The organism is Streptomyces polyasparticus, assembly GCF_014493765.1.
Lineage (GTDB): Bacteria > Actinomycetota > Actinomycetes > Streptomycetales > Streptomycetaceae > Streptomyces > Streptomyces polyasparticus.
Genome location: NZ_JACTVJ010000007.1, coordinates 397,241 through 421,830, shown reverse-complemented (window position 1 = coordinate 421,830; position 24,590 = coordinate 397,241). Strand labels below are relative to the sequence as shown.

Annotated in this window: 21 protein-coding genes and 1 pseudogene; 13 read left to right on the top strand and 9 right to left on the bottom strand. The window is 69.8% G+C overall.

Annotated features, from left to right (window positions below; all coding sequences use genetic code 11):
* Positions 1-20 precede the first annotated feature (20 nt).
* Positions 21-1,727: a methionine--tRNA ligase gene (metG, locus tag H9Y04_RS17540; protein WP_187814803.1), complete on the top strand. Its 1,707-nt coding sequence runs from the start codon at positions 21-23 to the stop codon at positions 1,725-1,727.
* 91 nt (positions 1,728-1,818) lie between these two features.
* On the opposite strand, the gene H9Y04_RS17535 is transcribed toward metG, so the two are convergent.
* The 5 genes from H9Y04_RS17535 to H9Y04_RS17515 all read right to left on the bottom strand — a co-directional run bounded on the left by H9Y04_RS17535 (position 1,819) and on the right by H9Y04_RS17515 (position 6,387).
* Entirely contained in the window at positions 1,819-3,198 is a 1,380-nt protein-coding gene (locus H9Y04_RS17535; RefSeq protein ID WP_308801013.1) for an FG-GAP-like repeat-containing protein, read from the bottom strand.
* 234 nt (positions 3,199-3,432) lie between these two features.
* Positions 3,433-4,074, bottom strand: a complete 642-nt coding sequence (locus tag H9Y04_RS17530) for a vWA domain-containing protein (RefSeq protein ID WP_187814801.1) — start codon at positions 4,072-4,074, stop codon at positions 3,433-3,435.
* Between the two features lie 136 nt (positions 4,075-4,210).
* A complete protein-coding gene (locus tag H9Y04_RS17525) occupies positions 4,211-4,984 on the bottom strand; it encodes a L,D-transpeptidase family protein (protein ID WP_187814800.1) in 774 nt (257 codons plus the stop codon).
* A gap of 136 nt (positions 4,985-5,120) precedes the next feature.
* Positions 5,121-5,879 (bottom strand): hypothetical protein, encoded by a 759-nt coding sequence (locus H9Y04_RS17520; RefSeq protein WP_187814799.1) that lies wholly within the window; start codon positions 5,877-5,879, stop codon positions 5,121-5,123.
* Positions 5,866-6,387 carry a SigE family RNA polymerase sigma factor gene (locus H9Y04_RS17515; protein ID WP_187814798.1) on the bottom strand — a complete coding sequence of 174 codons (522 nt, stop codon included), beginning with the start codon at positions 6,385-6,387 and terminating at the stop codon, positions 5,866-5,868. The genes H9Y04_RS17520 and H9Y04_RS17515 overlap by 14 nt, the downstream gene beginning before the upstream one ends.
* A 264-nt stretch (positions 6,388-6,651) precedes the next feature.
* Between H9Y04_RS17515 and H9Y04_RS17510 the strand changes: the two genes are divergently transcribed.
* The gene (locus tag H9Y04_RS17510) at positions 6,652-7,140 is read left to right on the top strand and encodes a hypothetical protein (RefSeq protein ID WP_236070935.1); all 489 of its coding nucleotides are present in this window, start codon (positions 6,652-6,654) and stop codon (positions 7,138-7,140) included.
* A 263-nt stretch (positions 7,141-7,403) separates the two neighbouring features.
* Here the strand turns inward: H9Y04_RS17510 and aspS are convergent, their stop codons facing one another.
* Positions 7,404-9,182: an aspartate--tRNA ligase gene (gene aspS, locus H9Y04_RS17505; protein WP_187814797.1), complete on the bottom strand. Its 1,779-nt coding sequence runs from the start codon at positions 9,180-9,182 to the stop codon at positions 7,404-7,406.
* 179 nt (positions 9,183-9,361) lie between these two features.
* Here aspS and H9Y04_RS17500 point away from each other — a divergent pair, with 179 nt between their 5' ends.
* The gene (locus tag H9Y04_RS17500) at positions 9,362-11,536 is read left to right on the top strand and encodes an ATP-binding SpoIIE family protein phosphatase (protein ID WP_187814796.1); all 2,175 of its coding nucleotides are present in this window, start codon (positions 9,362-9,364) and stop codon (positions 11,534-11,536) included.
* Here H9Y04_RS17500 and H9Y04_RS17495 read toward each other — a convergent pair.
* Complete coding sequence (locus tag H9Y04_RS17495; RefSeq protein ID WP_187814795.1) at positions 11,526-12,572, bottom strand: AI-2E family transporter; 1,047 nt, start codon at positions 12,570-12,572, stop codon at positions 11,526-11,528. The two genes, H9Y04_RS17500 and H9Y04_RS17495, sit on opposite strands and share 11 nt — an antisense overlap.
* 357 nt (positions 12,573-12,929) lie before the next feature.
* Here H9Y04_RS17495 and H9Y04_RS17490 point away from each other — a divergent pair, with 357 nt between their 5' ends.
* The 4 genes from H9Y04_RS17490 to H9Y04_RS17475 all read left to right on the top strand — a co-directional run bounded on the left by H9Y04_RS17490 (position 12,930) and on the right by H9Y04_RS17475 (position 16,129).
* Entirely contained in the window at positions 12,930-13,133 is a 204-nt protein-coding gene (locus H9Y04_RS17490; protein WP_020113641.1) for a cold-shock protein, read from the top strand.
* A gap of 231 nt (positions 13,134-13,364) precedes the next feature.
* Entirely contained in the window at positions 13,365-14,900 is a 1,536-nt protein-coding gene (locus H9Y04_RS17485; protein WP_187814794.1) for a DEAD/DEAH box helicase, read from the top strand.
* 78 nt (positions 14,901-14,978) lie between these two features.
* Positions 14,979-15,335, top strand: a complete 357-nt coding sequence (locus tag H9Y04_RS17480) for an SCO5918 family protein (RefSeq protein ID WP_187814793.1) — start codon at positions 14,979-14,981, stop codon at positions 15,333-15,335.
* Between the two features lie 455 nt (positions 15,336-15,790).
* The gene (locus H9Y04_RS17475) at positions 15,791-16,129 is read left to right on the top strand and encodes a helix-turn-helix domain-containing protein (protein WP_187814792.1); all 339 of its coding nucleotides are present in this window, start codon (positions 15,791-15,793) and stop codon (positions 16,127-16,129) included.
* A gap of 10 nt (positions 16,130-16,139) precedes the next feature.
* On the opposite strand, the gene H9Y04_RS17470 is transcribed toward H9Y04_RS17475, so the two are convergent.
* On the bottom strand, positions 16,140-16,988 hold the full coding sequence (locus H9Y04_RS17470) for an MFS transporter (protein ID WP_214661300.1): 849 nt from the start codon (positions 16,986-16,988) through the stop codon (positions 16,140-16,142).
* Positions 16,989-17,320: 332 nt separating this feature from the next.
* Positions 17,321-18,058: pseudogene (locus H9Y04_RS17465) on the bottom strand (pirin family protein); the annotation flags it as partial.
* A 38-nt stretch (positions 18,059-18,096) separates the two neighbouring features.
* On the opposite strand from H9Y04_RS17465, the gene H9Y04_RS17460 reads away from it, so the two are divergent.
* From H9Y04_RS17460 to H9Y04_RS17435, 6 genes are all read left to right on the top strand, one after another.
* A complete protein-coding gene (locus H9Y04_RS17460; protein ID WP_236070933.1) occupies positions 18,097-19,866 on the top strand; it encodes a recombinase family protein in 1,770 nt (589 codons plus the stop codon).
* Positions 19,867-20,082: 216 nt separating this feature from the next.
* A complete protein-coding gene (locus H9Y04_RS46765; protein ID WP_306660145.1) occupies positions 20,083-20,784 on the top strand; it encodes a recombination directionality factor in 702 nt (233 codons plus the stop codon).
* Positions 20,785-21,055: 271 nt separating this feature from the next.
* Positions 21,056-21,970 (top strand): hypothetical protein, encoded by a 915-nt coding sequence (locus H9Y04_RS17450; RefSeq protein ID WP_187814790.1) that lies wholly within the window; start codon positions 21,056-21,058, stop codon positions 21,968-21,970.
* A gap of 31 nt (positions 21,971-22,001) precedes the next feature.
* Positions 22,002-22,655, top strand: coding sequence for an ATP-binding protein (locus tag H9Y04_RS17445; RefSeq protein WP_187815105.1), 654 nt, complete (start codon positions 22,002-22,004; stop codon positions 22,653-22,655).
* A gap of 180 nt (positions 22,656-22,835) precedes the next feature.
* Positions 22,836-23,255 (top strand): hypothetical protein, encoded by a 420-nt coding sequence (locus H9Y04_RS17440; RefSeq protein WP_187814789.1) that lies wholly within the window; start codon positions 22,836-22,838, stop codon positions 23,253-23,255.
* Positions 23,256-23,407: 152 nt separating this feature from the next.
* A complete protein-coding gene (locus H9Y04_RS17435) occupies positions 23,408-24,559 on the top strand; it encodes a hypothetical protein (protein WP_236070930.1) in 1,152 nt (383 codons plus the stop codon).
* Positions 24,560-24,590: the final 31 nt, after the last annotated feature.

Below are 24,590 nucleotides of genomic sequence, written 5' to 3'. Positions count from 1 at the left end.
CGACCCGGGAGCAGCCCGCAATGGCTCGACACCTCATCACCAGCGCCCTTCCGTACATCAACGGGATCAAGCACCTGGGCAACATGGTGGGGTCCATGCTCCCGGCGGACGTGTACGCCCGGTACCTCCGCCAGCGCGGCCACGAGGTCCTGTACATCTGCGCCACCGACGAGCACGGCACCCCCGCCGAACTGGCCGCCAAGGAGCAGGGCCTGCCGGTCTCCGAGTTCTGCGCCCAGGCGCATGACGCGCAGAAGGCCGTGTACGACGGCTTCCAGCTCGCCTTCGACTACTTCGGCCGCAGCTCCTCGGCGCAGAACGCCGAGCTCACGCAGCACTTCGCGCGCAAGCTCAAGGAGAACGGCTTCATCGAGGAGCGCGCCATCCGCCAGGTGTACTCGCCTGCCGACGGCCGCTTCCTGCCGGACCGCTATGTCGAGGGCACCTGCCCGCACTGCGGTTACGACAAGGCACGCGGCGACCAGTGCGAGAACTGCACCCGCGTCCTCGACCCGACCGACCTGATCAACCCGCGCTCGGCCATCTCCGGCTCCACGGAGCTCGAGGTCCGCGAGACCAAGCACCTCTTCCTCCTGCAGTCCAAGCTGCAGGGCGAGGTCGAGCAGTGGGTCGCGCGGCACGAGGAGGAGTGGCCGCAGCTCGCCTCCTCGATCGCCCGCAAGTGGCTGACCGAGGGCCTGCACGACCGCGCCATCACCCGCGACCTCGACTGGGGCGTCCCGGTCCCGGCCGACACCTGGCCGGAGCTGGCCGCCGAGGGCAAGGTCTTCTACGTCTGGTTCGACGCCCCGATCGAGTACATCGGAGCGACCAAGGAGTGGGCGGACGCGACCGGCGGCGACTGGAAGTCGTGGTGGTACGAGGCCGACGACGTGCGCTACACGGAGTTCATGGCCAAGGACAACGTCCCGTTCCACACGGTGATGTTCCCGGCCACCGAGCTCGGCGTGCGCGAGCCGTGGAAGATGGTCGACTACGTCAAGGCCTTCAACTGGCTGACGTACTACGGCGGCAAGTTCTCCACCTCGCAGAAGCGCGGCGTCTTCACCGACCAGGCCCTGGACATCCTGCCGGCCGACTACTGGCGCTACTTCCTGATCGCCAACGCCCCCGAGTCGGACGACTCCTCCTTCACCTGGGAGCACTTCACCGCCACGGTGAACAAGGACCTGGCCGACACCCTCGGCAACTTCGTCAACCGCGTCCTGTCCTTCTCGCGCAAGCGCTTCGGCGACGACGTCCCCGCGGGCGGCGAGCCGGGCGAGGCCGAGACGAAGCTGGGCGCGGAGATCTCCCGCCTCCTCGCCGAGTACGAGGAGCAGATGGAGGCCCTCCAGTTCCGCAAGGCGGCGGCCGCGCTGCGCGCCCTGTGGTCGGCGGGCAACTCCTACCTGGAGGAGAAGGCCCCCTGGCTGGAGATCAAGACCAACCCCGAGGGCGCGGCGCTGACGCTCCGTACGGCGATGAACCTGATCCACCTCTACTCGGTGGTCTCGGAGCCCTTCATCCCGGCGTCGTCGGCGGCGATGCGCGCGGCGTTCACGCTGCCGGACGACACGGCGACGTGGGTCTCGGCCGACGAGGCCCGCGCGCTGAACTCGGTCCCGGCAGGCACCCCGTTCACGGTCCCGCCGGTCCTCTTCGCCAAGATCCAGGACGAGGACCTGGCGGCGTACAAGGAGCGGTTCGGGGGCGAGGGCGCGTAAGCGTTCCGGCAACTCACGGAAAGGGCCCGGAAGTCGAGGTGACTTCCGGGCCCTTTCGCGTGTGCCGCGTCCTGGAGCACGTGCAGCAGTCCTAGATCACATTCAGCAGTCCCGCACCGCCCAGCAGCACCGGGTCCGACTGCTTGATGCCCAGGGTCGACGGCAGGAACATCCGGCTCCCCGTTCCGGTGGGCCGGGACGAGCCGCCGGGGAGCACCCAGACAGCACCCTGGTAGGAGTTCTCGCCCCTTGCGCTGACGATCAGTTCGGGCCGGCCGTCACCGTTCAGGTCTCCCGCGCCGACCGTGGTGCCGAACTGGTCCTCCAGTTCCGAGGCGCCCGGAACCGAAGCGGAGTCCTGGCTGAAGGCATAGGAGCCGGTACCGAGTGCGCCGCCGCGCATGCCGGGGATGACGGTGACCTGGCCTGCCAGCCGGGTGCTGCCGAGCGCCTCGTACGGCGATCCGACGATGATCTCGGCCGCACCGTCACGGTTCAGGTCGACCACTGCGACGGAAGCGCCGAAGCTGTCGCCCCGCTCGCCCGCACCGGGCACACCCGCGGTGTCCTGGCTGATGTGCACGGGCTGCGCGTCGGGCGCGATGCCCGTGGCCGAGCCGAACCACACGGAGACCCGGCCGCCGACAGCGCCCCGGTCGGCCCCGCTGGGATCCTCGGCGTCGCCGACGACCACGTCGCCGTACCCGTCACCGTTGACATCGCCGATCGCGCCGTCCAGGCCATCACCTTGGGTGAGCCGGGGGTCGCCCACGGTCACGTGGTTCACGTACACCCGGCCGCCCTCGTCACCGATCCGGCTGGAGAACAGCACGCGGTCCGCGACACCGTTCTTGTCGATGTCGCCGAGCGCCACGTTCTCGATCGACGGGGTGTCCCTGTTGAGCCACGCACCCCCGGTCGTACCCGTACGACCGAAAGGCCCCTTGTACTCGGCCGTCCCGTGCCAAGAGCCGGCGAGCACCTTGCTGTTCGCCGCCGTGCTGCCCCCGTACGCGGCCACATCGAGCCCGAAGAAGCCCGAGCCGGGCGCCACCTGCTTGAGCTCGGCACCGCTGTTCAGTCCCGTGCTGCTGCCCCACAGCACGCTGACCATGCCGGCATCGGCCTGCGCCAGATCCTCGTACGGCGTCCCGACCACGAGGTCGGCATAGCCGTCGCGATTCAGGTCGGCCACGGCCGTGCTGCTGCCGAAGCCGTCGTTCGCCTCGCTTCCGCCGGGGACACCTGGCGAGTTCTGCGTAATCACCGCACGCTTCGTGGCCGAGACCCCGCCCTTCGCGCCGTAGACCACGATCACGGCGCCCGCGGACTCGCGCCCCGATACGTTCATCCAGGGAGCTCCGAGCACCAGGTCGCGGTAGCCGTCCCCGTTGAAGTCACCTGGTGTCGCCATCTGGACGGCGCCGGCCGTGCCGGGCAGCAGCCCGAGCCCGACCGCTCCCGCGACCACGACGGCTACCGTCCCCGCCGCGGATCTCCGCCCGCGCCTGAGTCCTCCCATGTCTGTCCCACCCCTGTTGATATCCCGCCCCGGAATCCCGGGGGCCACCCAGGTCCTCCCCGAACCCGGTCCGACACCGGTCATGACGGGCTGATCGCACACGTCACTCGGGCATCAGCGGGATCTTAGGCCCCGGCAGCGCTCCGCCCAACAGGCCGTGGGGCGCAACTTCCGGAGCGGACGTCAGTGCGTACCCGTGGGCTCCGCCGGGGCGTCGGACAGATCCACCGTGTCGTCCGGCAGGGGCAGACCCCGCAGCCACTGGCTGACCGCGCGGCGGGTGGTGCGGGTTCTGCGGGCCCGTGCCCATGCGGAGGACCAGTCGCCGGCGCGGATCACCGTGAAGTTCCGGGGTGCGCCGGGCTGTCGGGGCGGCAGGCCGGCGAGCTGTTCCCCGTCGGCTTCGGTGAGGAAGACGCAGAAGACGGGCCGGTCCGCCGCCTCGCGCAACACTCGTAGCACGTCAGGGCCGTCCAGCGGATCCTCGGGGAGGTACACCAGCGCCACGGTGGGCAGGTCCTCGCTCGCGGCGCAGAGGTCGAGCACCGCGCGCAGCACGGGCGCGAGTCGGCGTCGGCCGCGGAACATCTCCCGGCCGGCCGGCTCCTGGAACTCCCGTGTGAACCACCGGTCCGCCCACTGCTCGGGGGTCTCCCTGCGCGGCGGCGGAATCTGCACCGGCTCGGCGTCGAACAGCCAGACAGGCATGGCCCGTCGGCCCAGCTCCTGCTCGGAGAAGTCGAGCGCGAAGAGGCCGGCCGACCGCGTCGACGGCGACTGGAACTGCGTCCGGCCGAAGGCCGCGAGCGCAAGGACCACGTTCATCGGACCACCCCCGGGCCGGATGCTACTGCCTTCCGGTGCGGGTCTTCTCGGGATCGGCCGCGATTAACCCTCACCGCACCGAGACCGTCGCCTCACCGCGCCGAGACCGTCACCTCACCACAGCGAGACCGTCGCCTCACCGCGCCAGGGCCGCCGCATCCCCCATCACCACCACCGGCGCGCTCTCCTCGTCCAGCCACGTGAGCAGCTCCCGCATCCGCGGCTTCGCCAGCGTCACACAGCCCTGCGTGGGCGCTCCGTGGTCCACGTGGAACCAGATGCCGCCGCCGCGGCCCATGCCGAGCGGGCGGGTCCAGTCGAGCGGGGTCGTACCGGGCTTGCGGTTGTAGTTGATGGCGACGACATAGTCGAAGGCGTCGCCGAGCGGCTCGCCCGCCACGTTCGTGCCGCGGGCGACGAAGGCCGGGCCCGTGTCGTACGGGAGTTCCGTGCCCGGGTCGCGCTCGTGGCCTCCCGCGTCGGTGAGCCCGAACACCCCGATGGGAGACCGGAGATCACCCTGAACATGGTGGTCGGTCCAGCCCTTGACGGCATTGTGCGCGGGCCAGGCCTCGCCGACCGGAAGCCAGCCGTCGCCTTCCCGGCGATAGCGCCGGGCCGAGCCGGTGCCCTCGTCGGGTCCGTCTCCGGTGACGACGATCGCCTGGCGGGCCGAAGCGGGTATCCGTGCGCGGGTCTCGGGGCCGAGGCCCGGTATCTCGCGGGGCTCCGGGGCGGTTTCGGCCTGCGGTCTGGGCGCCGGCTGCCCGGACCGGTCGCCCTGCGCCCGTAGGCCGGACGTCTTGCGCGAGGTGTCCTCGGCGGTGGTGCCGCCGCAGGCGGAGAGCAGAAGTCCGCTGGCGAGCACGGCCGTTGCGGCGGCGGCCCAGCGAGGGGTACGGGCAGACATGAAGGGCCTTTCGGCAAGCAGGGAGGAAAAGGAAGAAGGCAAGGAAGGCAAGGGGGACAGAGAAGAGGGGAGAGAAGAGGGCGGAGGAAAAGAAGAGGAGGAAAAGAGAGGAGGAGGGAGACGGCAAGGCGCCAGGTCAGCGGTCGGCAGGTGCCTTGGTCGCCGAAGTCGGGGGCCGGGAGGCGTACTTGGCGAAACGGACGCCGGCGAGCATCCGTCGCATCACCTCCGCCTGCTCCCCCGCCGCGGCGGACCCGCCACTCGCGCACAGCGTCGCGGCGAGCGCGGCATCGGGCTGTCCGGGCACCTTGGCCAGGCCGTAGTACTGACGCGAGGCGCCGATCGAGCGGCACACCCCGTCGAGGGACGTACCGTCGAGGCGCGGCGGCGACTGGGCCTTGCCGGCGAGCGTCGGCGTGCGGTCCAGGGTGAGGATCAGCAACGCGCCGCCGGACTCGGGCAGTCGGTCGAGCGGCGGGCACACCCCGATCCCGTCCCGTGCGCACGCGCTCCCGCCGCCGCCGAGCGGCTGCGGTGCCGCGTAGGCCACGGCCCGCATCTTGTTCCCGCGGTCCTCCGGAACCGCCAGGCCGTACCAGCCGCGGGGCAACTCCACCGTGAGACCGGCCAGTTCGGAGTGGCGGAGCAGATCGCGCGAGGCCGAGGCCGCGGGCGGTACGAGGGCGGGTCCGGTGTCCTTCGGCGGATCGGGCAGCAGCGTGCCGGCGAGCACCGCGGCGGCGGCGACACAGGAGCCCGCCGCCGCGGCCGTACGTCTGCGCCGTCGCCGCACCACCCGTTCCCGCAGCCGGCGCATCCGCAGAGCCGGGGCGGGCAGCCGGGGCACGGTCCGCTCCAGGAGTTCACGCAGCTCGCGCTCGTCATCCGCGGTCATCGCGCACCCCCACGTACTCGGGCAGCACGGCCCGCAGCGTGCGCAGCGCCTTGGCGGACTGGCTCTTGACGGTGCCGGTCGCACAGCCCAGGGTCGCGGCCGTCTCCTCGACGCTCAGGTCCTCGAAGTAACGCAGCACGACCACCGCCCGCTGCCGCACCGGCAGCGCCCGTACGGCCGCGGCGAGCGACTGCTCCAGCTCCACGCCCTCGTACGCGTCCGACGTGGCCGCCCGGTCCGGGAGTTCGCCGTGCGGCACCTCGCCGCGCCAGCGCCGTCGCCACCAGGAGGCATGCGTATGCACCAGGGCTTTGCGGACATACGCCTCGGGGTGATCGTCCGCGATCTTCTGCCACTTGGGCCAGACACGGGCGAGCACCGTCTGCAGCAGATCCTCGGCGAGGTGGGCGTCGCCGGTGAGCAGCCAGGCCATCCGGAGCAGGCGGGGACCACGGGCGTCGACGAACGCCTCGAAGTCGCCCTCCCCCTCGTCCTGCCCCCCGCGCATCGCCGTCCCGCCGTTCTCTTCGGTCTCTCACACTGAGGCAACCGGCTGGCCCCCCGACCAGGTTGCCTCGCGCGGCCGACTGCCGGGAAGGCGGGGTGGCTCCGGAGTTGAGGGGGTGACTCCGGGTTGGGCACGGGTTGTCCGCGTGCTCGGCCCTGTCGGAGCACGCTGCTAAAGTGCGGCGTTTCCAAGCTCGGCATGTACATCACACAACGTCACACAGCGCATACGCAGTTCGCGTCGTTTCGCGTCCTAGGGGGGGCCTTGAGCGCGCAGTTGTATCCGGCTGCCAAGGAACTGGCGAAGGTTCTCTGGCAGCACCACACGATCTACCGCGAGCGCGACGGGGGGATGGTGATCCGCGGGGAGCACGTCCAGCGGTGGATCAGCCTCGGGGTCGCGGGCACGCGGGGGGACGTCCGTATCCGCGCGGGGCTCATCCTCGACGGCGGCACGACGGCCCCCGCCCGTACGGAGACGGTCGTCCCGCTGGCCGCGGGCACCGCCGAACTGGCCACGGCCTGCCGCCGTCTCCTCGCGGACCTGACGTCTGCGGCGGAGCCGCCGACGCCCACGCACGAGCCCCGCGCGTCGAAGCAGCGCAAGGCGCCGAAGGCCCCCAAGGCCCCGAGGCCGCCGAAGACCGGGCGCACCCGGGGCCGCAGAATCGCCACGTGGATCGTCGGCGTACTCGCCATCAGCGCGGTCACGCTGTACGCCCTGGCTTCCTACTCGGCTTCGCTGGGCGGGTAGTTCAGCGGAGCGCGCGAGGTCGGCGAGGGCTGGGGCGCGGGGCCTCACAGGGGGCAGGGCTGAGCCCCGGTTTCGGGAAGGGGCGGGTAGGGGAAATCCAGCCCCCCGCAGGCGCCGCCCACCCGCACCCGCCCACCGACCCGCAGGTCCTCGCCCTGCGGGCCCAGGACTGGCAGAGAGCCGTACGGCAATCGGCAGAGGCAGCAGCACGGCGAAGGGCCCGGAACCAGCGCGGTTCCGGGCCCTTCCTCACGTCCATACGGCTACTCGGCGGCGTCCTTCTTGGCCACCGGCTTGCGCAGCGCGATGTTCAGCTCGCGCAGACGGGACTCGTCCAGCTCCGTCGGGGCGCCCATCATCAGGTCCTGCGCGTTCTGGTTCAGCGGGAACGCGATCGTCTCGCGGATGTTGGGCTCGTCCGCGAGCAGCATGACCATGCGGTCCACGCCCGGGGCGATCCCGCCGTGCGGCGGGGCGCCGAAGCGGAAAGCACGCAGCATGCCCGCGAACTCGTGCTCCACGGTCTCCGCGTCGTAACCCGCGATCTCGAAGGCCTTGAGCATGATGTCGGGCTCGTGGTTACGGATGGCGCCGGAGGACAGCTCGATGCCGTTGCAGACGATGTCGTACTGCCACGCCAGGATGTCCAGCGGGTCCTTCTCCTCCAGGTCCTGCATGCCGCCCTGGGGCATCGAGAAGGGGTTGTGCGAGAAGTCGATCCTGCCGGTCTCCTCGTCCTTCTCGTACATCGGGAAGTCGACGATCCAGCAGAACCGGAACACGCCCTCCTCGAAGTGGCCCGCACGCTTGGCGGCCTCGACGCGGACCGCGCCCATGATCTTCGAGACCTCGTCGAACTCGCCGGCGCCGAAGAACACCGCGTGACCGGCGGTCAGACCCAGACGCTCGGTCAGGACCTTGTTGTTCTCCTCGGTGAGGAACTTGGCGATCGGGCCCTGGAACGAGCCGTCCTCGCCGACGCGGATCCAGGCAAGGCCCTTGGCGCCCTGCTCGACCGCGTAGTCACCGAGACCGTCGAAGAACTTACGAGTCTGGCCGGCGGTGTCCGGCACGGGCAGCGCGCGCACGTGCTTGCCGGCGAACGCCTTGAACTCCGAGTCCGCGAAGACATCGGTGATGTCCACGAGCTCCAGCTTGGCGCGCAGGTCCGGCTTGTCGTTGCCGTACTTCAGCATCGACTCGCGGAACGGGATCCGCGGGAAGGGCGAGGTGACCTCGCGACCGCCACCGAACTCGGTGAAGATCTCCGTCATCAGCTTCTCGATCGGCTGGAAGACGTCCTCCTGCTCGACGAAGCTCATCTCGACGTCGAGCTGGTAGAACTCGCCCGGCGAACGGTCCGCGCGGGCGTCCTCGTCGCGGAAGCAGGGCGCGATCTGGAAGTAGCGGTCGAAGCCCGAGATCATGAGCAGCTGCTTGAACTGCTGCGGGGCCTGCGGCAGCGCGTAGAACTTGCCCGGGTTCAGACGGGACGGCACCACGAAGTCGCGGGCGCCCTCGGGCGAGGTGGCCGTCAGGATCGGCGTGGCCATCTCGTTGAAGCCGAGCGCGACCATCTTCGAGCGGATCGAGGCGATGACCGCGCTGCGCAGCATGATGTTCTTGTGCATGCGCTCGCGGCGCAGGTCCAGGAAGCGGTACTCCAGGCGGCGCTCCTCGCCGACACCGTCGTCCTGGTTGATCTGGAACGGGAGCTGCTCGGCCGCACCGAGGATCTCCACCTCGGCGACCTCGACCTCGACCTCACCGGTGGGCAGCTCGGGGTTCACGTTGTCGGCGCCGCGGGAGACGACCTTGCCGTCGATCCGTACGACCGATTCCTTGGTCTGCTTGTCGAGGGCCTCGTACGCGGGGGTGCCGGGGCGGGCGACGAGCTGGGTGATGCCGTAGTGGTCGCGCAGATCGATGAAGAGGATGCCGCCGAGGTCGCGCCGATTGTGCAGCCAGCCGCTGAGCCGGACGTCCTGGCCGACGTCGGTGGCGCGGAGCTGGCCGCAGGAATGGGACCGGTACCGGTGCATTTTTCTTCATCCAGTTCGTGGGTTCGCGTCGTCGTTCGTCGCGAGACAGGCGGGAATCAACGCGCTCAAGGTTACCGGGCGCGCCGGCCGGGCCCCGTCGCCTTTTCGGGCCGTGGGCGCCCGCCCCCTCGCCCTGCCGCGACGTGCAGCTTTCGGCCCCCCGTACTTAATCTGGGTCAATGCGAACGGACCCCGCCGACGAGCCGGCCGCGTGCCTGCCCCCGGTCGGGGACGTGCTCGAGGCCGTCGCCACCGGCCTGTGGCGCTGGGACAACGCCTCCGGCGTGGTGACCCTCGACGCCGAGGCCGCACGCCTGCTCGGCCTCGGCACCCCCGAGGCCCCGATCGAGGGTCCCGTCGCTCTGACGGAGGCAGGGATCCGCTCCCGTTTCCACCCCTCGGACTGGAACGAGATCAACGGCGTCGTCAACCTCGCCGTGCTCGAAGGCACCCTCGCGGAGGCCCGGCTGCGCGTCATGGACGAGCACGGCCGACACGTCCGCACGGTCCGCAGCCGTACGAAGCCGCTGGTGGACGAGGACCACTTCGAGCTGATCGGCACGCTCCAGGAGGTCACCGAACCGCCCCCGGGCGCCTCCGCCCGCACCCCCGTGACCGGCGACTGGCGCAGGTCGCGCGAGGCGTTCCTGCTCGACGCCGGCCGCGCCCTCGCCGAGGCCCGTTCGACCGCCGAGGTCCTGCGGGTGGCGGCGGGCCTGTCGATGCCCGGCTTCGAGCCCAACGGTCTCGCCGTCTTCGGCGTCCAGGGCGACCATCTGTCGATCATCGGCCACCACGGCCATACGACGGACGACGAGCAGCCCTTCCGCGACATCAGGCTGGACGCCCAGTACCCGGCCGCCGACGTGGTCCGCACCGGCCGGGCGATCTATCTGTCGAGCCCGGAGGAGTACGCCTCCCGCTACCCCGCCACCTGGCCCTTCGCGCGCCGCTTCAACCGCCAGTCCTGGGCCTTCCTGCCGCTGACCGTCTCGGGCCGCACGATGGGCGCCTGGATGGCGGGCTTCGCGCACCCCGTCTCCTTCACGCCGGACGAGCGCTCGGTCCTGACCACGGTCGCCCGGATGCTCGCCCAGGCCCTGTCCCGCGCGGGCGCCGCCGAGACCGAGCGCGAGCTCACCGAGGGCCTGCAGCGCTCGATGCTGCCGACGCTCGGCCCCGAGATACCGGGCCTGTCGGTCGCCGCGCGCTATGTGCCCACCGGCGGCGGGCTGCAGGTCGGCGGCGACTGGTACGACATGATCCCGCTGCCGGGCGGCCGGTTCGCGCTCGTCATCGGCGACGTACAGGGCCATGACGTACGGGCGGCGGGCCTGATGGGGCAGCTGCGGATCGCGCTGCGCGCGTACGCGTCCGAGGGCCACCGCCCCGACGCGGTCCTCTCCCGCGCCACCCGCTTCCTGTACGGGATCACCGACTCCATCACGTACGGCTCCACGGGCGGCCCCGACGCCGGCGGCACCGCGGACCCGCGCTTCGCGACCTGCCTGTACCTGGAGGCCGACCCCGCCACCGGCCACCTGGAGATCGCCCGCGCGGGCCACCCCGACCCGCTGGTGCGCACCCCCGACGGCACGGTCATGATCCGGCCCACCGCGGGCGGCCTGCCGCTCGGCATCGACCCGGACGCGGACTACCCGACGACCTCGATCACCCTCGAACCCGGCGAACTGCTCATGCTCTGCACCGACGGCCTCATCGAGACCGGCGGCCACGACATGTACACCGGCTTCACGCGTCTGCAGCCCATCCTCGAACAGCACCGCGGCGAGGACCTCGAAGAGCTCGCGGACGCGCTGGTCCAGGGCGTGATCGGCCCGTCCTCGCACCACTCCACGGGCCCGCTGGTCGACCGCCGCGAGGACGACATCGCGGTCGTCCTGCTCTGCCGCCCGGGCCAGGGCTGCGGCTGCGACGCGGGCGAGCCGGCACCCCCGGTGCGCCGCATCATGCTCTCGGTCGCCCAGCCCGAGCCCCAGCGCATCGCCGAATGCCGCCACCAGCTGCGCGACCTGCTGCACGACTGGGCCGACCCCGAGCAGGTGGACTCGGCGGTGCTCCTGGTCTCCGAGATGGTCACCAACGTGCTCGTGCACACCGACAACGACGCGCTCCTGATCGCCGAGGCCCGCGGCGAGATCGGCCGGCGCCGGCTGCGCGTCGAGGTCTCCGACTCCAGCGACGACCTCCCGCACAAGCGCCGCCCCGGCGAACTCGCTTCATCCGGCCGCGGGTTGGTCCTGATGGAACTCCTCGCGGACGCCTGGGGCGTGGACCCCCGCGGTCAGGGCAAGTCCATCTGGTTCGAGCTGTACGAAGCGGTCAAGCTCTAGCCGACCGGCCCGCGTACTGCACCCGCAGCTCGGAGTAGATCCCGAACGCCGCGGCCGTCAGGGGCACCGCCAGCAGCATCCCGAGGATGCCGGCGACCGAGGCGCCCGCCGTGATCGCGAGCATCACGACCGCCGGATGCATCTGCACGGTCCGCGACTGGATCATCGGCTGCAGGACGTGTCCTTCGAGGACCTGCACGGCAAGCACCACCCCGAGCGCCCAGAGCCCGATGATGAACCCGCGGTCGGCGAGCGCGACGAGCACGGCGACGGCGCCGGAGATGAAGGCCCCGAGATACGGGATGTACGCGCCCACGAACACCAGCGCACCGAGCCCGACGGCCCCCGGCACCTGCAGGATCAGCAGCCCGACCGTGATGCAGAGCGCATCGATCAGGGCGATCAGCGTGGTCCCGCGCATGAAGCCCTCGATGGCCTCGAAGGCCCGCCGCGCCATGGTCTCCAGCGCCTCGCCCCGGCCGCGCGGCGCGAACGAGTGCAGCGCGGACACCGCGCGGTCGGAATCCCGCAGGAAGAAGAAGACGAGCAGCAGCGCGAGCACCGCCATCGCGATCATCTCCGCCAGGATGCTCACCCCGCTGATGACGCCGGACGCGGCGGTGCTGCCGAACTTGGTGAGCAGGTCCTTGGAGTTCTTGGCGAGATCGTCGAGCGTCGCCCCGGCCACACCGAGATGCTGCGCGATCGACTTCGCGGCCTCCCGGAGCGAGGCGATGATCTGGTCCCCGGTCTCGATCAGGGCACTGACGACGATGTATCCGGCGCCGCCGACCACCAGGACCACGGCCGCACAGGTCAGCCCGGCGGCGAGGGACTTCTGCACCTTCATCTGCAGCAGGCGCCGGTACAGCGGGCCGAGCAGCGCGGTGCCGAGCAGCGCGAGCATGACCGGGGTGACGGCCGTCTTGAGGTGGATGCACAGCCAGATGCCCACCGCGGCGAGCGCGGCGAGCAGCAGGGCGAGCACGCTCCAGGCGCCGAGCTTGCGGGCGGGTTCGGGCAGCAGGGTGAGCACACGGCCAGCCGATCACCGCAGCCCCCGGCCCGCGCGCCGGAAGGGCCGCAGGAGTGACCCGGCCCTCACGACCGTCCCATATCTGTGATCGCCACGACAGATATAGCACTGAAGCGCCGGGAAGATTTCTGGCACGACAGGCGGAATTCAAATTCCTGCCGCGCAGCGCCGTTCGCACCGTGCTACATTGATGTCAGTTGCAGTTGTGGTTCCCGAAAACTTCAAGTGCCCTCATCGCCTATCCATGGCCGGTGGGAGCACTTTCGTATGTCCGGTCATTTTCCGGCGGGTTGATCATCGCGGCGACACGTATTCCGCACGGTGCGGTGTACGGAACTGCCCCGAAGGAGAATTGACATGGCTACTGGTACCGTGAAGTGGTTCAACGCTGAAAAGGGCTTCGGCTTCATCGAGCAGGACGGCGGCGGCCCCGACGTCTTCGCCCACTACTCGAACATTGCCGCCCAGGGCTTCCGTGAGCTCCAGGAAGGCCAGAAGGTGTCGTTCGACATCGCTCAGGGCCAGAAGGGCCCGACGGCGGAGAACATCGTCACCGCCTGACGCTCACGCAGTTGACAGCTGGGGCCCGCACCTTGCGTGCGGGCCCCAGCTCGTTGCTTTTTTCAGGCGAGGTTCAGCAGTATCTGCCCGCCTGCCAGAATTTCGGTCCATTGTGAATTGCACGTCGACCGGAGTTATTCGCGTATTTACCCAGGCTCGTTCTCGCAATTCCCCGTGCTGTTCGCTTTACTTCGGGAATTCCTTGGTACGTGCCGTATCAAGGAGGTTCCCATGAACCGCGCACGCACAAATGAACGTTCCGGCCGCTCACGCGGCTCCTACGGGGGAAGCAAGGGCGGCAGCTCCTACGGATCCGGGTCCTACGGGTCCGGCTCCTCCGGCCGCCGCGGCGGTGCGCCGAACCGCGGTGGCGGCGGCGGACGCCGCAGGCCCGCCCCCCAGGGGGAGTTCGCGCTGCCGGTGACCGTCACTCCCGCGCTGCCCGCGGTCGAGTCGTTCGCCGACCTGGACATGCCGGCGCCCATGCTGGCGACGCTCGGCGCCCAGGGCGTCACCGAGCCCTTCCCGATCCAGGCGGCCACCCTGCCGAACGGCATCGCCGGCCGTGACGTGCTCGGCCGCGGCCGCACCGGCTCGGGCAAGACCCTCGCCTTCGGCCTCGCGCTGCTCGCCCGTACCGCGGGCCGCCGCGCACAGCCGCGCCAGCCGCTCGCCCTGGTCCTCGTGCCCACGCGTGAGCTGGCCCAGCAGGTCACCGACGCGCTCACGCCCTACGCACGCTCCGTGAAGCTGCGCACGGCCACGGTGGTCGGCGGCATGTCGATCGGCAAGCAGGCCGGTGCGCTCCGCGGTGGTGCCGAGGTCGTCGTCGCGACCCCGGGCCGGCTCAAGGACCTCATAGACCGCGGGGACTGCCGTCTCGACCAGGTCGACATCACCGTCCTCGACGAGGCCGACCAGATGGCCGACATGGGCTTCATGCCGCAGGTCACCGCGCTGCTCGACCAGGTGCGTCCCGACGGTCAGCGGATGCTGTTCTCGGCCACCCTCGACCGCAACGTGGACCGTCTCGTCCGTACGTACCTGAGCGACCCGGTCGTCCACTCCGTGGACCCGAGCGCGGGCGCGGTCACGACGATGGAGCACCACGTCCTGCACGTCTCCGGTCCCGACAAGCACCGCACGACGACCGAGATCGCCGCCCGCGAGGGCCGGGTGATCATGTTCCTGGACACCAAGCACACGGTCGACAAGCTGACCAAGCACCTCCTCAACAGCGGAGTGCGCGCGGCCGCGCTGCACGGCGGCAAGTCCCAGCCGCAGCGCAACCGCACCCTTGCCCAGTTCAAGGACGGGCAGGTGACGGTCCTGGTGGCGACCAACGTGGCCGCCCGCGGCATCCACGTCGACGACCTCGACCTCGTCGTCAACGTCGATCCGCCCACCGACCACAAGGACTATCTGCACCGGGGCGGCCGTACGGCCCGTGCCGGCGAGTCCGGCAGTGTCGTCACTCTGGTGACGCCCGACCAGCGCCGCCAGATGAGCCGCCTCATGGCCGACGCGGGCATCACGCCGCAGACCACTCAAGTACGGTCCGGAGACGCGGAGTTGACCCGTATCACCGGCGCCCAGACGCCCTCGGGCGTCCCGGTCACCATTCCGGCACCGGCTCCCGCGGAACGCCCCAAGCGCTCCGCGTCCTCGTCCCGGGGCCGGCGCAGCCGCCCGGCGCAGGCCCGGCGCACCGGACGTCCGGCGACGCAGCGCCGTACCCAGGAGCGTCCGGCCTCCGGTGCCGCTTAGAGCTTCCGCTCGGCGCCATCGGACCGTTCTACTTAGAGCCCGTCACGCGGCACCCCTCTCCCCGAACTGTGAGGCATCATGCGCGTCGTCATCGCCCGTTTCCCCTTCGACCTCACCAAAGACGGTGTGATCGCGTCGATGAAGGGCATCAAGCCCGAGCCGATCACCGCCGGTTCGGTGCTCATCGGCCGCCGTCACTACCCGCTCAAGCAGGTGGGTGCGGTCGTCACGCGGCAGGACCGCCGTGACTTCTCCGCCGGCGAGGTCTCCCGCGCCATGACGCGTCTCGGCTTCACCTGCCGCGACGACGTCGAGGTGCCCGCGCCGGCCCGTACGCCGCTCGAGGAGGCGTCCGCCGCCCTCGGCACGTCCGAGTCCTTCGGTGCGTCCGAGTCCTTCGGCACGTCCGAGTCCTCGCTGCCGCAGACTCCCTGACGCAGTCAGACCTTGTGAGGCCCCGCCGACACCGTCGGCGGGGCCTCACTTGCGTTCCCGGAGGCCCGTCCAGATGCCTGGGCACCGGCATCCTTCTGCCCCCATGGACAAAAATCTACTCTCGCCAAAGTAGACATTGCGATGTGACGTAAGTAAGGTTTCTCTCGTACGGAAGAATCGAAGGCGAAGTACCGAGGAAGAACGGAGGAAGCAGACGCCATCAGGATCGCCTGGGCCCCGATCGTTGCCGGCCCGGGTACCGCAAGACCCCGGATGGGAAGGTGGTCCACGGTCACGCATCCGCGATCCGCGTTCGCCCGCCCCGCTCCCGGGCCGGGCAGCGCAAAGAGAAGGTCGGCGCCACAGTAGGGCCGACAGATGGTGTTGAATTTCCTTCGGGGCCCTGGTGCCATACGGCACCAGGGCCCCTCGACGCGCTGGTTCAACGAGGTGACATGACAGCAGATTCCCCGCTCAGCAATCGTCTGGACGACGATGACTACCCCGCCTACACCATGGGCCGGGCCGCCGAGATGCTCGGCACGACGCCCGGTTTCCTCCGGGCGATCGGAGAGGCACGCCTGATCACGCCGCTGCGCTCGGAGGGCGGCCACCGCCGCTATTCGCGCTACCAGCTGCGGATCGCCGCACGCGCCCGCGAGCTCGTCGACCAGGGCACCCCGGTCGAGGCCGCCTGCCGCATCGTCATCCTCGAGGACCAGCTCGAAGAGGCGCAGCGCATCAACGCCGAGTACCGCCGCGCCGAGGCCGAGCGGGCCGCCGCCGAGGGCTGACGAGGGGAATTCAGGGCTGCTCGTCGAGCGCGAGCTGCCGGACCGGACGTACCGCTAGCAGGGCCAGCGCGCAGCCGAGGCTGATCACGGCGCCCAGGACCAGGAGTTCATGGACACCGACGAGTGAACTGGCCGGTCCGGCGACGGCCTGGCCGAACGGGACCGCGAGGATCGATCCCGCGATCTCGTACGCGGCGACGCGGTTGAGTTTGTCCTGGGGGATCTGGGTCTGCACGGCGGTGGCCCACTGCACGCCCCAGTACGCCCAGCCGATCCCGCTCAGGCCGTAGCCGAGCATCATCACGGGGACCGAGGGCACCAGGCCCGCGGCCAGGGGCACCAGCGGGAACAGGCACATGGCGATGCCGCCCGCGTACAGCGGACGTACCGGCTTGATCCGGATCGCCACCAGGCCGCCGAGCACACAGCCCGCGCCGAACGCGCTCTCCACCCAGCCGAAGGCCGCCTTGCCGTGCGCCTCGATCACCGAGGCGGCGCCGACCGGGGTGATCGGACCCCAGACGAAGACGCCGAGCACCCACCAGATGAGGATCACGGACCACAGCCAGGACCGGGACCGGAACTCGACCCAGCCGGCCACCAGGTTCTGCAGCGTGGACGCGGTGCGGTCGGGTGTGAAGTGCGGGAGCCGGAGCGCGGCCAGACAGAGCCCGCTGACCACGAACGTGAAGGCGTTGACGGCGAAGACGGACGCCGGCGAGACCACCGCGACGAGCGTGCCGGCCATGGCGGGCCCGGCCAGGGTGGCCAGACCCTGGCTCACCCGGCTCACGCCGTTGGCCTTCTGCGGATCGTCGGAGACCTGAGGCACGAGGCTGGTCAGGCCGGGCTGGAACACCCCCGACCTCGGTCACGGAGAACCCGAGCGCATACATCGCGACCGCGGTCGCGACGGGCAGCATCGTGTCGCCGAGCACGGCCATGGTGCGGGGCCGTGAAGTAGAGCGTGAAGTTCCTCGTCCAGAGCCGCGAAGGGGGAGCGAGGGTGACGGTCATACGGGGCCTTCCGGATCGCGCGATACGCCTCACCCGATACGTCGACCCCGCCGGCTGTGCCGAACATGCCGTACTCGCAAGCGAGTTCGGGTTTCAGTGATCATGGTGGCGATCGCGCTCCACAAGGTCAAGATGTGGACTAGACCTTTATGGGGCCCCGTACGACCTGGGAACTCACATGCCGTGGACGGCGGGCACGGTGCCGAGCCGGCCCTTCTGGAAGTCCTCGAAGGCCTGCTGCAGCTCGGCCTGGGTGTTCATCACGAACGGCCCGTAGTGCGCCATCGGCTCACGGATCGGCTGTCCGCCGAGCAGCACGACCTCGAGGTCGGGGGTGTTCCCGTCCTGCTTCTCGTCCGCGCGGACGGTCAGCGAACCGCCGTCGCCGAAGACCGCCGTCTGCCCCATGCGGATCGGGCGGCGCTCCTCGCCGACCGTGCCGCGGCCCGCGAGGACGTACGCGAGACCGTTGAAGTCGGAGCGCCAGGGCAGCGTCACCGAGGCACCCGGCCGTACGGTCGCGTGGATCATCGTGATCGGGGTGTGCGTGATGCCCGGACCCTCGTGCCCGTCCAGCTCACCGGCGATGACACGCAGCAGCGCGCCGCCGTCGGGGGAGCTGAGCAGCTGGACCTGACCGCCGCGGATGTCCTGGTAGCGGGGGTCCATCATCTTGTCCTTGGCGGGCAGGTTCACCCACAGCTGCAGACCGTGGAAGAGACCGCCGGACATGACGAGGTCCTCCGGCGGGGCCTCGATGTGCAGGAGGCCCGACCCTGCGGTCATCCACTGGGTGTCGCCGTTCTGAATGGTGCCGCCGCCACCGTTGGAGTCCTGGTGGATGAAGGTGCCGTCGATCAGATACGTGACGGTCTCGAAGCCGCGGTGGGGGTGCCACGGGGTGCCCTTGGGTTAGACCAGATGGGGGACCAAACGGCTAGAGTCCCTCCATGAACAGGCCAGGGGTGGTGACCGGCATGGATATTCACGCCGGAGTGTACGGACGCCAGTCGGTGGGGCGGGCCAACAAGTCCGAGGTCAGCACGGTCACGCAGCGGGAGGCCGGCGTCGCCGAGGCCAAGCGGCGCGGAGCTGTGAGCATCACCGAATACGAGGACCTCGGCATCTCGGCGTTCACGGGGGACGACCGCCCGGACTTCGACCGGCTGCTCAAGGACTGCCACGAGGGCCGGATCAACCTGATCCTCGTCTACTACATAAGCCGCCTGTCGCGGATGGACCCTCTCGACGCCATCCCCATCGTCACGGAGCTGCTCAACCTCGGCGTGACGATCGTGAGCCTCACCGAGGGCGAGTTCCGCAAGGGCAACCTGATGGACCTGATCCATCTGATCCTGCGGCTCGACGCGGCGCACAGCGAGAGCAAGAACAAGAGCGACGCGGTGCGCGGCGCGAAGAAGACAGCGGCGGCTCTGGGCGGATACCTCGGCGGCAAGCCGCCCTACGGGTTCCGCATGGTCCCGGTCACGCGCACGACGTCCGAGGGCAAGCCCATCGTGATCCAGCTCTTGGAGCACGAGCCCGAGGAGGTGGCCGTGGTCAAGGACGTATGGAAGACGATCAAGGCTCACAAGGACATGCCGTACCGGCCGGGCGGTGGCCGCAGACACCCCGGTTCGCTGACCGGCATCTGCGCGCAGATGACCGTTGACGGGGTGCCGACGAAGGGGCAGACGGTCGGCAAGGAGACCAAGGACAGCGTGTGGGATCCGAAGACCCTCATGCGCATCCTGCGGGACCCGCGCATAGCCGGTTACGCGGCGACCCCGATCTACCGGCGCCGTGAGGACGGCAAGCTGACGAGTCAGATCGAGAGCTACCGCATCGACCGGGACGCCGAGACCATGCAGCCAGTCGTGGCATACCCGCCGATCATCACACCTGACGACTGGCACGAACTGCAGAAGTGGCTCGACGGACGGGGCCAGGGCAAAGGGCTCTCCCGTGGCCACGCCGTGCTGTCCGCGATGGACCTGCTGTTCTGCGAGTGCGGTGCGGTGAAGACATCGCACCGTGCCACCACTCCCAACAAGGGCGCGTACCGGTGCCGGCGCAGGAAGGCTCTCCCGGGCCAGCACGAGGGTGAGTGCACCATCAGCATGAAGGCCCTGGACACGCACGTTGCCCGGCGGATCTTCGCTCTCATCCAGACCGCCGAGGACGACCCCGAGACGGCGGTCATCCTGGCCGAGGCAGCTCGCCGGTACACGGCACAGTCCGAGCAGCCGGAGATCGCGGGCGAGCGGCGGAGCCTCATCACCGAACGAGCAGATGCCAAGCAGGCATTGGAGGAGCTGTACGACCGCGAGGAAGCCGGCGACTACGACGATCCGGTCGGTCGGCGCCGATTCCGTGAGCGCCGGGAGCGGCTGCTCGGCCGGATGGAGCGGGCCGAGGCCCGGCTCGCCGAACTGGAGGAGGCGTCGACGCCCTCGCTGCCGATCCACCTGTGGCTGCCGGTCGGTGCCGGCGACGTAGATCCCGTGAGCGAAGGGTCGTGGTGGGCGTCAGCGACGACACAGGAGCGCCGGGACTTCGTGAAGCTGTTCGTGCGGCGCATCACGGTCAGCAAGGCGGCCGGTGCGGGGAAGTCGACGCCGGTCGAGCGGCGGACGCGGATCGAGTTCGTACGCCCTGCCCAGGAGGCAGGCGAAGTGGAGGAACTGGGTGAGGCCGCTACTGAAGGCGCAGCGGCGTGACGTCGATCACGCACCAGTTGACTTGGGGTAGCCCTATAACGGCGCATCTTGGCTGAAGGTGGCTCAAAAATTCGCGGGAGATTACACCCGAGTCCCCGGTTAGCGAAACCGGGGAATCTCCGGAGCCTGGGTGGTCCAAGGCGGCATCACACCGCCCCGCAACGAGCAGTCCGGAGACGCCCTTTGTCCGCATCACGCACCCACAGCGAGCCCAAAATGCGCGCTGCCCGAACCGTCACCACGTCGGCGCTGGAACCCCTCCGTGCCCGCATGCAAGCCACAACGGCCCTCGACATCGCGGGAGAGGTCGAGTTCGGCCACGTCGTGGGCACGAAGTTGCTGCCTCTGCCTGTATGGCGTCTGATCACTGGTTCGCGGCCGGCCGCCGAGGAATTCGGACGCGTCTTTGGAGGCAGTCCGGAACCGCGCCCCGTCGATGGCGTCGAGCGATGGGAAGTCGTCTCGGAACGTTCCGCGCTTTCGATCGTTGTCGCCGCGCCGGAAGCCATCGGCCTGGAGATGAAGTTGTGGGATTCCCGGGGCCTCGCGCATCACTGTGACGGCACCGTCTTCCTGACACCCACGGGAAGGGCCGGAACTCCTTGTGGCTGCCCACCGCTCATGGCGCAACGCAAGGAGCGGGCCAGGTTCGGCCAAGGGCCGCAGCCGGTCACGACCGTCCCCTTCCAGCTGGCTGACGGACGGGAGCTGGGCATGCTCCGCTTCCGTTCCTCCTCGTGGCGCTTCGCCGAGACGGTGGACGCGTTCCGTGCGGAACTCGCGAAGGTGCACGGTCCGGCGCTGTGCGAGCTCTCTGTGGAGTCCGTCGAGTTCACCGCGAAGAACGGGCGACGGGTCTCGTACTGCAAGCCGGTGGCCACAGTGCGCGGGCCATGGTCACTCGGCCTCGCGGCATAGGCCCAACCTTCAACAACTCGGTTCTGAGGCTGGCTTGTTGGCCAGGATGCGCTCCGGGCCTTCTGCCGTCAGAGATCTGCCCAGGAGAGGCTGGACTTGTACGCGCCGGGTGTGGCTCTGTGTGATGACCCGCCTGACAACGGAGTGGGGACCGCGGCCTGCTCTGCGCCGAACCCCACTTCCCTCCCCCTCTCCAACTCTGCCTCCTGCCCCTGAACGACGGTGAGCCCCGGGTGCCACGCCCCAGCTACCGAGTGAGGACACACGCCCCTTGGCACGCATACGCACCATCAAGCCGGAAGCCTTCATCTCCGAGTCACTCGCTGCGGTGAGTGTCCCCGCGGAGCGGACCTTCTTCGGCCTGCTCACCCAGGCGGACGACCATGGTCGCTTCCGTGACCAAGCTGCCGTCATCGCCGGCGCCTTGTGGTCACTGCGCCCCGAGCACGGCGCGCTGGAGGTCGAGGACGACCTGAACCAGCTCGACGGGGCCGGGCTGATCTGCCGGTACGAGGGCGAGGACGGCAGGCGGTACCTGCACATCGTCACCTGGTCCAGGCACCAGAAGATCAACCGGCCCAGCGGCAGCCGCTGCCCGGCCTGCCCGCGCCATGAGGGCGGACGTTCCGCCGGGCCTGCAGAGCGAGCTCACGGCATCGGCATGAGTGTGCAGGAAGAGTTCAGTGAAGACTCCGGGCATCGACGGGAGCCCTCACTGAATGAAAGAACCGCAGGTCAGGGCGGATTCAGTGAGGCTTCACCACAAGCGCAGGAGTATGCGGTGAAGGTTCACGTCCCGGATCTAGGACCTAGGACCATGGACCTTGGATCTACCCCGTTGGGGGGCGCGAGCGCCCACGCGCCGGACACCGTCTCGGCTGGGGAGTTGATCGGCGAATACGTCGCTGCCTGCGTACACCGCCCGCCGCGTGACTTCCTCGGCCACCTCGGCCGTGAGGTCAACAAGCTGCTCGGCGAGGGCATCGACGTCGCGCATCTGCGGGCCGGGCTCGACCTACACCGCGCCAAGGGCCTGAGTCCGAGCACGCTGCCGAGCGTGGTGCACGAGGCGATGAACGCCACGAGGAAGATCAACCGGGGATCGGGGTCTACAGTTCTGGTCCCCTCGCCGCACACCCCCTGGAGGAACCCGATCGACCCTGCCGCCTACGAAGAGGAGCTCTGACTTGGCCGAGCCCCGGCTCATCACCGACCGCATGTCCCAGATCCTCACCCGCCGCGGTATCTCCCTGGATGCCGCCGTCTCCGCCGAACCGGAGCCCGTAGCGGTCACCGCGCTGGAACTGGCCGCCGCCCGCATCCCCGCCCGCTACCGCGAGGCCCGCGCTGAACACCCCGGGATCACGGCCTGGGTCGATGCAGTCGCCCGCGCCGGCAAACCCGGTCCAGGAGGGGCGCCGGGCATCGCGGAAGGCCCGTCTCTGCTGATCGCCGGCCCCACCGGGACGGGCAAGACCTTCCAGGCGTACGGCGCGATCCGCGCCCTGCTCGGCGCCGGCGTCCGACTGCGCTGGCAGGCCATCACCGTCGCCGACATGTACGCCAACCTCCGGCCCCGCCAGGGCCACGACCCCGAACGCGAGCTCCAGACCCTGGCGAAGTGCCCGCTGCTGCTCCTGGACGACCTCGGCGCGGCCAAAGCGTCGGAGTGGACCGAGGAACTCACCTACCGGCTGATCAACGCCCGCTACGAGCACCTGCGGCCCACGCTGATCACCACCAACCTCGCCATCCGCGACCTGCGCGACAAACTCGGCGACCGCGTCGCCTCCCGCCTCGCGGAGATGACCGACCGCGTCACGCTCACCGGCGATGACCGCCGCCGCGGCACCGTCCGCGCCGTCGCCTGACCAGCGGCCACTCGCTCTTCCCCCACCTTCACCGCCCGCCCTGGGCGCCAACACCCATGCCCGAACGGCAACTTTGGACCTCACATGCCCACTACCGCACTTCCCCCTGCCCCGACACCTCCGCCCCCGTCATCCTGGACCGCCTCACGGGGGTGCGTCACGGCCGTCGTACTGACCACAGTGAGCTTCCTGCTCGCCCTCGACCTCGTGCATCACCTCACTGCCCCGACCCATGCCTCCGCTCCTTGGCCCTACGTGTTCCTCGCAATCCTCGACGGGTTCATCGCCCTGACGATCGCCGCCATGGTCCGACTGCGCCCAGCCTCGTTCCTCAACGAGCAGTACGCGTGGAGGCTGATGGCCACCGCTATAGCTGTGCGCGCCGTCCTCGTCTTCGTACTCCACTCCCTCGCCGATCGGCAGGGCGGAGGCCCTTGGACGCTGGCCGACTTCCTCATCCTGGTCATGGCGGCCTGCACACCCCTCATCCCAGTGGGCGCCGTCCACCTCTACGTCCTGGCCGCCGAGCACACCGCACGCGTGCCTCAGCCGAGGGCAACAGGCGCGAGCCAGGAACGACTTCGGGGCGGTGACGTCTGATAGTGCCCTGGTCGACATGGGACACCACGTCCCTGATCCTCACGACCCTGGTCTCCGTGTCCGTCGGGGTAACGGCCACGTACCTGGCACTGCGAAGCCGGAGCGGCGGCACCGGGCAACCGCAGAGGCGGCGAGGAACCCTCGCGCTGAGGATGGCCGCCTTCACCGCGACCGTGTGCACGGTCTACAGCGCCGACACCAGCTGGCGGTTCGCCTCCCATTACCTCGGCGTGTACGGCGTGAAAGAGCGGATCATGATGTTCGCCGCCGGCGAGCTCGTGCTGTTCACCTCCGCCCTGATGGCGAGGCAGAACCTCCACAGCGACATGCGGACACCGGGCCTACCAGGCACCCTGGTCTGGATCTTCACCGCGGTTCAGATCATCCCCGCCTACGCCGAATCGGGTCCGGTTGGCGGCACCGTGCGAGCCAGTCTCGGGCCGATCGCCGCCGCCCTGATGTGGCACCTCGCCATGGGCATCGAGCTGCGCCACCGCATCTCACAGGCCGCCTCAAACAGCCTCGCCGTCCGCATCGGGCGCGAGGTCCGCGAACGCCTCCTGTCGTGCCTGGGCATCCCTGACCGCAGCCGCGACGCCCAGGAGATCACCCTCGAACGCGCCACGGCCAAGGCCGCCGCCCTGGCCACGCGCCTCCACGCGAAGCCCAAGGCATACCGCACCACCCGGCGAGGCCGACGCGCCCTGCGCCGTCTGGCGGACGCCATGGACCAGGCCCAGGTAGCCACCGATCCGGACCAGCGCGAGCAGTTCCTGGCCCGATACGCAGCCCGCCGGAACGCCGCAGCCCTGCTCGATGCCGACCTGACCTTCCCCTGGGAGACAAGCCCTCACCACCACTCCGCATCCGCACCATCGGGACTGCCGACTTCCGGTAACTCCACTTCCGGTACGGCACCGCGTTCCCATGACTGGCCGCACCCCGCACGCGAGTACGTACCGGAAGTCCCCACCCCCAAGCGCCGCCGGAAGAAGTCCACACCGCAGGAGAAACAGAACCCGCCCAAGGAGCCGGAACCAGCTGACCCCCTTCCGGAACGGGTCAAGCCTCAATCTCAGCCTCGCCGCACGGGGCGCCCGCCCAACACCTCCATCGACGAGCTGATCGCTATCGCCCGCGATCTCGAAGGCCGCACCGGATCGGCCACTCACACGGCCATGCGCGCCGAGCTCGACCAGCTCGACCGCAAAGCCTCCAACGAGCGGATCACGCAGGCCCTCGACGCGCTGGAAGCCGAGCGTGAGAGCAGTACACCGGGTCTCGCCGACACCAGCAGCGACTAACGGCACGGACTCCAACACGGAACGGGCGTAC